Consider the following 10231-nt stretch of genomic DNA (forward strand, 5'->3'; position numbering starts at 1 on the left):
ATCATTTCATTTACTGAAGTTATTTTCGTCATTATTTATTATAGTTTTAACGTTATTATTTCCTGTAACAAACATGCAATATAATTATCCCATTGCATCCACTCTGCTATTCTTTTTCTCCTTCTCCATTAATTCTATTTTAATTTCACCCTCTGTCACGCGGGGAAATTTGCCTGTTGGCTCAGCAAATTAGGTAAAAAGAGTGTGATCTTAATTGCAGAACCTGAGCATGCAAATTGCAGCTATTGTTCGCAGGTAATAAAAAGCAGCGAATAATATGAGTTAATGCATTTTAACATCAGGAGTGATGAATGAAAAAGCAATGGAGCAGGGAACAGGCGGCTGCGTGGAGTGAGCAACAGGGCTGGATTTGCGGATTTAATTATCTGCCGCGCACGGCGGTTAACTGGACCGAACTGTGGCAGCATGAAACTTTTGATGCGCCGGTGATTGATCAGGAACTCGGCTGGGCACAGGAAGCGGGTTACAACCAGTTGCGCATCAATCTGCCGTTTATCGTCTGGCAGGCCGATCGCGACGGTTTGCTGGCGCGCATCGATCAGTTTCTCAGTATTGCCAGTCGTCATGACATCAGGGTCATGCTCACGCTGATGGACGATTGCGGATTCTCCGGCGACGAGCCGTTCCTCGGGCCGCAAAAAGCACCGGAACCGGGCAAACATAACAGTCAGGCGGCTGCCAGTCCGGGGCGGGATGTGGTTTGCAACCGCGATATGTGGCCGGAGGTGGAGATTTATGTGCGCGACATCATCCGTCATTTCCGCACCGACGACCGTATTGCCATCTGGGATTTGTACAACGAACCGGGTAACCGTGGCACGTTCGCCACCGGACTGGAAGAAACGATGTATGACGAAAAACTGGAAGGATTTGCGCTGGAACTGATGCGTAAGGCATTTGTCTGGGCGCGCGGGGAAGATCCCGTCCAGCCGCTGACCGTCGGTGCCTGGCATTGTTCACAGGATCCGGACCAGCCGGAAAGCGAGTTTTTCACTCATCCCATCGATGTGGCGGCGGCTGAACTTTCTGACGTCATCAGTTTCCACGCGTATGTCGCCACGCCGAAACTTTTACAGACACTGCGTTTCTGGCAGAAATTCAACCGCCCGATGTTATGTACCGAATGGCTGGCGCGCCATGTCGGCAGCGTGTTTGAGGAGCAACTGCCGCTGTTCAGCGCGTTCAATGCGGGCTGTTATCTGTGGGGATTAGTGCGCGGTAAAACCCAGACCACGCTGCCGTGGCCCTCGGTGCGCAAGGGCAATCACGATTATGCCCATTTATGGTTTCACGATGTGCTCGACGAATACGGCATTCCGTTCCGTCGCGCCGAAATGGAGCTGGTCCGCCGTTTAACGCGCATTAAGAGTACAGGTTGATTATTCAGGTTTTGACATGCTGAATTATTATGCTGCTGAAACAGCATTATGTTTCCATGTTACAGGCCGAAATTTGAAAGAAAAGGCGTCCGTTGGCATCCGGGAAACTGCGTGCTGACGGACTTTTTTTTACTTCATTAAGTTGTTCATATTTTTTCGTGATGAATTCCCCTAAAAATTTAAGTTTTGTCAAAAACGGGCGATAAAAGAGAAGTACCGAATGGGTGACTGACAAACCCTGTCAGTGAGTTATGGATAATCACCACATCACCTCACTGTAGCTTTAGGATTAAACGATGGCGCGTCGCGTAAAGTGCCGCTCGGCGGAGCGGCTGGTTGATATATTAACGGAGCTACACCTGAATGGCGTTGTTAAACGCAATTCACTTATGGAGAAATTCTCAATCACTGAACGGACGGTCTATCGTGATTTGAATGCACTGTCGACGGTCATTGAGCACTGTGGCGAAGGTGAATACCGGCTTTCATCCGCTCTGCAATCGACACAAACGGAAAATTTGCATCATTCGCTGGCAAAATTTTTGCAGGCTGACAGTTACTTCCCCGAACGTGGAAGTGATTTTTGGCAGTATCTCGATGCCCGATTGAACGAAAAACATATCAGCATTCAGAATGCCAGCCCTGAACATACGTTAAAGGCCGATCTTCGTCGTCATTTCCCGGCCATCGAGAAAGCCATCAGACAGCGGAATCTCTGTAAACTGACCTATAAAGGTAAAGACCGGGAACTCCACCCGTACCGGCTTATCAATCAGCACAATATCTGGTATTTACAGGCGACAGATAAAGGGAAGCTGAAATCTTTTTCACTGAGTCAGATCGAGTGGCTGGATATTAAAAAAGAAACCTTTATTCCTGATATTACGGTAATGGCTTTACTGGAAAGCAGTCAGGATCCCTGGATTAGCCGGGAAGGCTTTGACGTGAAACTTCATGTGAAAGGACGCCATGCTCATTATTTCAAAAGACGTGACTTACTGCCTGAACAGAAAATGCTTCAGGATGACGGAAATGGTGTTGTCGTGAGTTGCCGGGCTGCGCATGAAAATCAAATATTACCGCTGATACTTTTCTGGTTGCCTGAGATAGAAATTCTTGAACCTTTCTGGCTCAGGGATGCGCTTTTCCGTTTATTAAAAGGCTACCTGTCCTCAGCTGAAAAATCCTTACTGCCCGCAGAGGCAAAATAATTTAAATAACAATGGAGATGTATTATGGCAATTCCTCTAATCATTTTAGGTGCCGCAGCAATTGCAACTGCCGTCGGCGGTAAAAAAGCGTACAAAGGCTATCAGGACAAATCTGAAGCCAATGAGATCCTTGAGGGGGCTAAAAATCGCTATGACAGTCGCAAGAAAGCCTTCGATATCGTCAATGATGACGCTTCCCGCAAACTTGAACGCCTGGGTAAAAAAGAATTAAGAATTGGCGAGGAATTCCGCGAGTTTGACACCATAGCTAAAGAACTTTTGGCAAAAATGGAGCAAGACGGCCATACCCAGTTGCGTCTGGAAATACCACAGCATCGTTTAAACAAGATTGAGAAGCTGGCTATTTCGGCGACCGAATATCTCGGAACTGTTGTGGGGGCCGGAACATCAGGTGCAGCGGCCGGATTCGCTGTTTACAGTGGTGTCGTGGCGTTTGCGGCGGCCTCCACCGGCACACCTATCGCAGCACTCTCAGGTGCAGCAGCCTATAATGCCACGATGGCTGCCATTGGCGGAGGCTCGCTGGCGGCAGGCGGTTGGGGTATGGCCGGTGGGGCGATGGTATTGGGCGGCGCGGTGGTTGCACCCATCCTGATGATCGCCGGCTGGGCTTATGCGGCACATGCGGAGAAAGCACTGGAAAATGCACAGGATGTCGCCCGTCAGGTGAGATCTGCCGTAGATAAAATGAATCTGGCCGAGTCGCATCTTAAAGTGGTGAATAAATATGTTGATTCTATTTATACTTCCTTGTCTCAGCTTCACACCCTTTTTGCGACCTATTTCACCCCGCTGAAAGAAATGCATCAGAAAATTCTCGAGCGTCGTAATAACAATATTCAGGATGCTATTGAAGACTCTGAAGAATGTCTGCGTATGATTGAGAATGGTTACATGCTGGCGGCTATTATGACTGATGTCATTACCACGCCGTTATTTAAACCAGTGACCAATGAAAAAAATGAAGCTGTTATTGAGAACGGTGTCGTGCAATTGCAGACCGATACGGATGGGATCAACGTGCTGAATAAACACGCACTGGATAAGGCGTTGGCTAAATCCGAAGTGGATAGCGCGAAATATACCTTAAAAGCTTAAAACTGACCGGGCCTGCGTGCCCGGTATTTTTCAGAGTGGCTATTTATACAACAGGTGGCATTATCCTATGGCGACGCAGGAAATAGATTGGGGAAAGGAATTACATGAGACTGTGGTGAAAAGTCTCGCAACATCATTTGGCCTTGATTTTCTGCTGCTTAAAGATCAGGACGGCGGTGATGTTAATACGATTCAAAATGTCCGAAAGGGGATTTACGCTACTGAAGAAGAACGCACGCGGTATGAAAACCGTGCAGCCTATGATCCTGATGTCTACCATCAACATGCAAACTATAAAAAAAACAACGCCAGCGTCAGTGCGCAGCGCAAAGCCGGGACATTAACGGACAGCTACACGGGCGAAACGCTAAAGCCCAATGACAAGGTGCATCTTGACCATATTATTGCCGCCAACGAAATTCATCATGATGCGGGTCGGATCTTGTCAGAACTGAACGGAGCCGATCTGGCCAATGATGACAGCAATCTGACGCCGACCGGAGCAACGCTAAACACCTCTAAAAAAGCACAGCCGATGTCGGATTTCGTGAAAAAATTGCAAAAGGAATATCAGGTTAATCAGCAGGAAATCGCGACCTTAAAAAGTCAGCCGGTGCTGACGGAGAAACAGCAGAAGCGCCTGCAAAGTCTGGAAAATAAGTCTAAAGCAGATTTTGAACGGATGCAGAAAGCAGATGAAAAAGCACGGGGGCGTTATGAATCAGAAGTCAACCTCAGCTATTACACCAGCAGCAAATTTGCCCTGAATGTCGCCAGTGCGTCGTTATCAACCGGATTGCGGATGGGAAGCCGTCAGATGCTGGGGCTTATCCTCGCAGAGGTCTGGTTTGAAGTTCACGAACGCATCCCTTCCCTCTATGCCCGCCAGCGTAAACGCTTTGATGCCAGAGAATTCCTGGGTGATATCGGTGAAACATTGGTCGCCGCATGGGAACGGGTAAAAGCAAAATTTCTTGATTTTCTCACGGCCTTTAAAGACGGCGTATTGGGTGGCGTGCTGTCGGCTATCACCACGACGTTGTTTAACATTGTTTTCACTACGAAAAAGATGCTGGTCAGATTGATCCGCGAGATGTGGAATAATCTGGTTCAGGCATTCAAAATCATGGTGTTCAATCCGGATAATCTGCCGCCAGGCCAGCAGGCCAAAGCAGCGAGTCGCGTGATAGCCGCGGGAATTGCCGTCGTAACGGGTGTGCTGATTAATGAATATCTGGCGAGCGTATTTCTGTTCCCGTTCGGCCCTGAACTTGCTGCATTTTGCAGCGCACTGGCGACGGGGATCCTCACGCTGACCATGAATTATTTTCTGGAAAGCAGTGCTCTGATGCAAAAACTATGGGCATTCCTCGACAGATTCAAGGATAAATATCAGAAAGCGGTAGACTATTTCCAGAATGTGAATGCGGAGCTTGATCGTTATATTCTGGAATTAACCCGGATTGAGTTTGCTATGGATGCGGATGAACTTGCCGCATTTACCGGACATTTAGGGTTGATCAATGATGAAATTTGCCGCGGATTGCTGCTGAAAGCAGAGGCGGAGAAACGCAATATCAGTCTGCCTTTTGAGGCCGGAAATGCACAATCCACCCGAAGCTGGCTGAGTTCTTTATGAGTCTGACGCCATCTTTTCCCTGTAATCAGTGCGGTGCCTGTTGCCGCCATGTTCATCGGGCAGAGGAAACGCGCTATCTCGATCGCGGTGACGGTGCCTGCCGTCACTACGATGATACCCGCCGCCAATGTAAGGTTTATGACCAGCGCCCGCTGATATGTCAGGTCGAAAAACAGTTTTTACTGAATTATCAGCAGCAATATAGCTGGCCTGAATTTATCGAACTCAACCAGATAGCCTGCCGCGTACTTGAGACGTTGTAATCATCAATACGCGCGGGGACAGGCTACCTGCACCGGTATTTCATCTCCGGCACACTTCTTGCTTAACCTGATCAACCTCTGTCTGATATCAGGTTCCTCTATGTCCCTTTCTGCCCTTAGTTTCGTACTGGCATCGAAAAAAAGTGAAATCATCTGCCTGCAACAACTGCTGGAGATGGGCAAGCTGGTCGGCGCGGTCAGCCAGCTGATCCATGTGCTGCAACGTGAGCGGGGCACGGCGAACATCTATTTATGTTCGCACGGCAAACTGTGGGCGGAACAACTGAGTGAGCGGGCGTTACAGGTTCAGATGGCGGAACAGGCGGTGGACCAGCAGTTGCTTGCGCGGGATCTTAACGGACAGAGCATGGGCAATGCGCCGCGTCTGTTCAGCCGTATCGCTGCCGTCTTACACAGCCTCAGCACATTGCCGGTGCTGCGCCGTCAGGTGCGGGCGCTGGATATCAGCCAGCCGGAAGCCATGCGTCAGTTCAGCGAGGTTATCCGCACGCACCTGGCGCTGGTGTTTGAAGCTGCCGATATTTCGGGTGACCCGTCCATTTCACGGGCGTTACTGGCGATGTTTAGCTTTATGCAGGGTAAGGAACTGGCCGGGCAGGAGCGTGCATCAGGCGCTGCAGGGTTTGCCGCGCGGCACTTCGATGACGTGACGCATCAGTTGCTTTTAGATCTGATCGAAGGTCAGGAGCGGTGTTTTCAAACCTTCAGGGAATTTGCCGATGTCCGCTGTCTGGCGCTGTGGCAACAACAACTGAGCGCCGACAGCAGCGAGTTCGAGCGCCTGCGCAGGATTGCCTGCACCCGAACCACCCCGGCAGATGACGGCCCGGATGCTGCGCTGCGCTGGTTTGAGGTGACCACCGTGCGTATTGACGGCATGAAAGTGGTGGAAGATTTACTGGAAGACATTCTGATGGAGTGCTGCCGTGAGCGGATCCGCCAAGCGCAGGCGTCGCTTACCCTTCAGCAGCAAGATATCGGAGAAATGCCGCAGCAGGAGTCGCATTATTCGGCGCTGATGCCGCCGCAGCTCAGCCGTTGCGTACTGGAGCTGGTCGAGCAGCAATCCCGTCAGTTACAGGCGCTTGATGCCGAACTGGCCGGGCTTCGCGCCACGCTGGCTGAGCGAAAACTGGTGGAACGTGCCAAAGGGTTGCTCATGCAACACCACGGCCTGACCGAACCGCAGGCGCATAAAACTCTGCGTGATATGGCGATGAACCAGAACAAGAAGCTGTCGGAGATTGCCGAAGCGATGCTTGCGGTATCGGCTGTATTAGGGAAGAAAGGCGACTAATCCCTAAGGAGTATCTGCACTGTCCGTGTGCCATTGTGATGTGCACTGCGTGCTGTGGCGGTGCACCAGGCGGTCAGGCGAGTGCGGGAAATGCGCTAACCGGCTGATTTTATTGCGATGCGCGAAGTTGGCATACAAGCTGCATTGTTTTACAACATAAGGACTAAACCAATGGCGGTTTAGTCAGGATTACGGATAAAGGCGTCCGTCAGCGTTCAGGAAACTGAGCGCTGACAGGACGCTTTTTTTTTGCTCATTTTTCAACATTACAGGAAGCCGCAATGACGCAAGACGATAAAAAAACTCCGGGGCAATTCTCCCGCCGCCGCTTTATTGCCGGCAGTGCGGTGCTGGGCGGCAGCATGATGATGCCGGGCTTTATGAACAGCGTCTGGGCGGCCGGTTCAGATGCGCCCGAGAAAAAAGAAATCCGCGTCGGGTTTATTCCGCTGACCGATTGTTCGTCCGTGGTGATGGCGGCAGTGAAAAAGTTTGATGAGAAGTACGGCATCAAAATTATCCCCAGCAAGGAATCAAGCTGGGCGTCGGTACGCGACAAACTGGTGTCCGGTGAACTTGATGCCGCGCATGTGCTTTACGGGCTGGTGTATGGCCTGCAATTGGGCGTGTCCGGCCCGCAGCATGACATGGCGATGTTGATGTCGCTCAACAATAACGGGCAGGCGATCACGCTTTCAAATCAGCTGAAACAGGCCGGTGTCACCGATGCGGCTTCGCTGAAAAAAATGGTCGATGCCAGCGCCAAAGGCACCTACACCTTTGCGCAGACATTCCCCACCGGCACGCATGCCATGTGGCTGTATTACTGGCTGGCGAACGCCGGTATTCACCCGTTTAACGATGTGCGCAACGTGGTCGTACCGCCGCCGCAAATGGTGGTGAACATGAAAATCGGCAACATGAGCGGTTACTGCGTCGGTGAACCCTGGAACCAGCGCGCCATACAGGACGATATCGGTTTCACCGCCGCCACGTCACAGGAGATCTGGCCGGATCATCCGGAAAAAATTCTCGGAACGACGTCCGCCTGGGTCGCGGCCAATCCGAATGCCGCCCGTGCGCTGACCGCCGCCGTGCTTGATGCCTCACGCTGGATTGACACCTCCGATGCCAACCGTACCGAAACCGCGCAGGTCGTCGCCGCACGCGCCTACATCAATACGCCGGTGGCAACGATTCAGGGGCGGATGCTCGGTGATTACGAAAACGGACTGGGCAAAAAGTGGAAAGATGCCCACAGCATGCGCTTCTTCAACGACGGCGCAGTCAACTACCCGTATCTCTCCGACGGCATGTGGTTCCTGACCCAGCACAAACGCTGGGGATTGCTGGACAAAGATCCGGACTATCTGGCGGTGGCCAAAAAAATCAATCGCATTGACGTCTACAAACAGGCGGCGACGGCGGTCGGCGGCATCAACCTGCCGTCCGGGGATATGCGCAGCAGCACGCTGATGGACGGGAAAGTCTGGGACGGCAGTAACCCTGCTGAATACGCCAACAGTTTTGCCATGAAACGCTAAGTGAGGTCGCCGATGTCCATGAATTCAAAACCTAATGTTATCGCGCTGACCGAACCGGTGAGTGCAGAAATTGTACCGATCGCCCCGGTAACGCAGAACGCCGCGCTGCCGGTCCGCGCCGCCAAAACGGCTTATCTCGCCCGGTTGCGCGTGGTGATGCACCGCGTGTTGCAAAAAGCCATTCCGGCATTGCTGGGCGCCATCGTCGTGATCGCACTGTGGCAGATTGCCGCGCTCAGCAGTAAAGGGTTTCCGACGCCGCTGAAAACCTGGGAAGCGGCCAAAGTGATTTTCGCCGATCCGTTTTACATCGCCGGACCGAACGACATGGGCATTGGCTGGAACGTACTGGCATCGCTCAAACGTGTGGCGATGGGCTTCGGGCTGGCGGCACTGATCGGCATTCCTGCCGGATTCCTGATCGGGCGTTTCAGTTTTATCGCCAGCATGCTCAATCCGATCATTTCATTGCTGCGGCCGGTCAGTCCGCTGGCGTGGTTACCCATCGGTTTACTGCTGTTCCAGCGCGCGGAACCCGCCTCGGCGTGGACCATTTTTATCTGCTCGATCTGGCCGATGATCCTCAATACGGCTGAGGGCGTAATGCGTATTCCGCAGGACTATCTCAACGTCGCGCGGGTGCTGAAACTCAGCGAATTCACTGTAATGCGTAAGATCCTGTTTCCGGCGGTACTGCCTTACATCCTCACCGGTGTGCGTCTGTCGATTGGTATCGCCTGGCTGGTGATTGTTGCCGCCGAAATGCTCACCGGCGGTGTCGGGATTGGTTTCTGGATCTGGAACGAATGGAACAACCTCAACGTGGAAAACATCATTATCGCCATCCTGCTGATTGGTGTGGTGGGCATGGTGCTGGAGCAGGGGCTGATGGCCATTGCCCGCCGATTCAGTTACGACAACCGTTAGGAGCCTGAGATGAAAAACGACAAAGCCATTATCCGCGTGCAGAACGTCAGCCAGAGTTTCCCGACCGCGAAAGGGCAGTTTCTGGCGCTCGACAACGTCAGCTTTGATATTGCGCAGGGCGAAACGGTCAGCCTGATTGGTCATTCAGGTTGCGGAAAATCCACCTTACTGAATCTGATTGCCGGGCTGAGTCGCCCGACGGAAGGCGTGTTGCTGTGTGATAACCAGGAAATCACCGGCCCCGGCCCGGAACGCGGCGTGGTGTTTCAGAACCATTCACTGCTGCCGTGGCTGACCACTTTTGAGAACGTGGCGCTGGCGGTGAATCAGGTATTTAAAGGGGTGATGAGTAAAAGTGAAATGCGTGACTGGATTTCGCACAACCTCGACCTGGTGCACATGGGGCATGCGGCTGACAAACGTCCGGGTGAGATTTCCGGCGGAATGAAACAGCGGGTGGGCATCGCCCGTGCGCTGGCGATGAAACCGAAAGTGTTGCTGATGGATGAACCTTTCGGCGCGCTCGATGCGTTAACCCGTGCACATTTGCAGGATGCGGTGATGGAGATTCAGTCGCGCCTGAAAACCACGATTTTGCTGATCACACACGACGTGGACGAAGCGGTACTGCTTTCAGATCGCGTAATGATGATGACCAACGGCCCGGCAGCGAAAGTCGGCGACGTGTTGCAGGTAGAACTGGCGCGCCCGCGCTCACGGCTGGCGCTGGCGAACGATCACCTGTTCCACCAGTACCGTCAGCAGGTGCTGCAGTTCCTGTATGAAAAACACCGGTCAGTTGCCTGATTC

Annotated in this window: 9 protein-coding genes; all 9 read left to right on the top strand. The window is 52.1% G+C overall.

Annotated features, from left to right (window positions below):
- The first annotated feature begins 311 nt into the window (after window positions 1–311).
- The 9 genes from LC431_RS10525 to LC431_RS10565 all read left to right on the top strand — a co-directional run bounded on the left by LC431_RS10525 (window position 312) and on the right by LC431_RS10565 (window position 10228).
- Window positions 312–1400 (top strand): cellulase family glycosylhydrolase, encoded by a 1089-nt coding sequence (locus LC431_RS10525; RefSeq protein ID WP_223509784.1) that lies wholly within the window; start codon window positions 312–314, stop codon window positions 1398–1400.
- Between the two features lie 296 nt (window positions 1401–1696).
- On the top strand, window positions 1697–2611 hold the full coding sequence (locus LC431_RS10530) for a YafY family protein (protein WP_013575703.1): 915 nt from the start codon (window positions 1697–1699) through the stop codon (window positions 2609–2611).
- Window positions 2612–2635: 24 nt separating this feature from the next.
- Complete coding sequence (locus tag LC431_RS10535; protein WP_013575702.1) at window positions 2636–3730, top strand: hypothetical protein; 1095 nt, start codon at window positions 2636–2638, stop codon at window positions 3728–3730.
- Window positions 3731–3797: 67 nt separating this feature from the next.
- Window positions 3798–5369 (top strand): cobalamin adenosyltransferase, encoded by a 1572-nt coding sequence (locus LC431_RS10540; protein ID WP_255611196.1) that lies wholly within the window; start codon window positions 3798–3800, stop codon window positions 5367–5369.
- The gene (locus LC431_RS10545; RefSeq protein WP_013575700.1) at window positions 5366–5632 is read left to right on the top strand and encodes a YkgJ family cysteine cluster protein; all 267 of its coding nucleotides are present in this window, start codon (window positions 5366–5368) and stop codon (window positions 5630–5632) included. Before LC431_RS10540 ends, LC431_RS10545 begins: the two co-directional genes overlap by 4 nt.
- A gap of 100 nt (window positions 5633–5732) precedes the next feature.
- A complete protein-coding gene (locus LC431_RS10550) occupies window positions 5733–6950 on the top strand; it encodes a nitrate regulatory protein (protein WP_223509786.1) in 1218 nt (405 codons plus the stop codon).
- 281 nt (window positions 6951–7231) lie between these two features.
- Window positions 7232–8494 carry a CmpA/NrtA family ABC transporter substrate-binding protein gene (locus tag LC431_RS10555; protein ID WP_112152399.1) on the top strand — a complete coding sequence of 421 codons (1263 nt, stop codon included), beginning with the start codon at window positions 7232–7234 and terminating at the stop codon, window positions 8492–8494.
- Window positions 8495–8506: 12 nt separating this feature from the next.
- Window positions 8507–9421, top strand: a complete 915-nt coding sequence (ntrB, locus tag LC431_RS10560) for a nitrate ABC transporter permease (RefSeq protein ID WP_112152400.1) — start codon at window positions 8507–8509, stop codon at window positions 9419–9421.
- A gap of 9 nt (window positions 9422–9430) precedes the next feature.
- Window positions 9431–10228: an ABC transporter ATP-binding protein gene (locus LC431_RS10565; protein ID WP_013575696.1), complete on the top strand. Its 798-nt coding sequence runs from the start codon at window positions 9431–9433 to the stop codon at window positions 10226–10228.
- Window positions 10229–10231 lie beyond the last annotated feature (3 nt).

This window comes from Rahnella sp. GSA61A, from assembly GCF_019969905.1.
Classification (GTDB): domain Bacteria; phylum Pseudomonadota; class Gammaproteobacteria; order Enterobacterales; family Enterobacteriaceae; genus Rahnella; species Rahnella aceris.

Coding starts and splice junctions, on each gene's coding strand:
- LC431_RS10525 (WP_223509784.1), top strand. CDS start 312: ATGAAAAAGCAATGGAGCAGGGAACAGGCGGCTGCGTGGAGTGAGCAA.
- LC431_RS10530 (WP_013575703.1), top strand. CDS start 1,697: ATGGCGCGTCGCGTAAAGTGCCGCTCGGCGGAGCGGCTGGTTGATATA.
- LC431_RS10535 (WP_013575702.1), top strand. CDS start 2,636: ATGGCAATTCCTCTAATCATTTTAGGTGCCGCAGCAATTGCAACTGCC.
- LC431_RS10540 (WP_255611196.1), top strand. CDS start 3,798: ATGGCGACGCAGGAAATAGATTGGGGAAAGGAATTACATGAGACTGTG.
- LC431_RS10545 (WP_013575700.1), top strand. CDS start 5,366: ATGAGTCTGACGCCATCTTTTCCCTGTAATCAGTGCGGTGCCTGTTGC.
- LC431_RS10550 (WP_223509786.1), top strand. CDS start 5,733: ATGTCCCTTTCTGCCCTTAGTTTCGTACTGGCATCGAAAAAAAGTGAA.
- LC431_RS10555 (WP_112152399.1), top strand. CDS start 7,232: ATGACGCAAGACGATAAAAAAACTCCGGGGCAATTCTCCCGCCGCCGC.
- ntrB (WP_112152400.1), top strand. CDS start 8,507: ATGTCCATGAATTCAAAACCTAATGTTATCGCGCTGACCGAACCGGTG.
- LC431_RS10565 (WP_013575696.1), top strand. CDS start 9,431: ATGAAAAACGACAAAGCCATTATCCGCGTGCAGAACGTCAGCCAGAGT.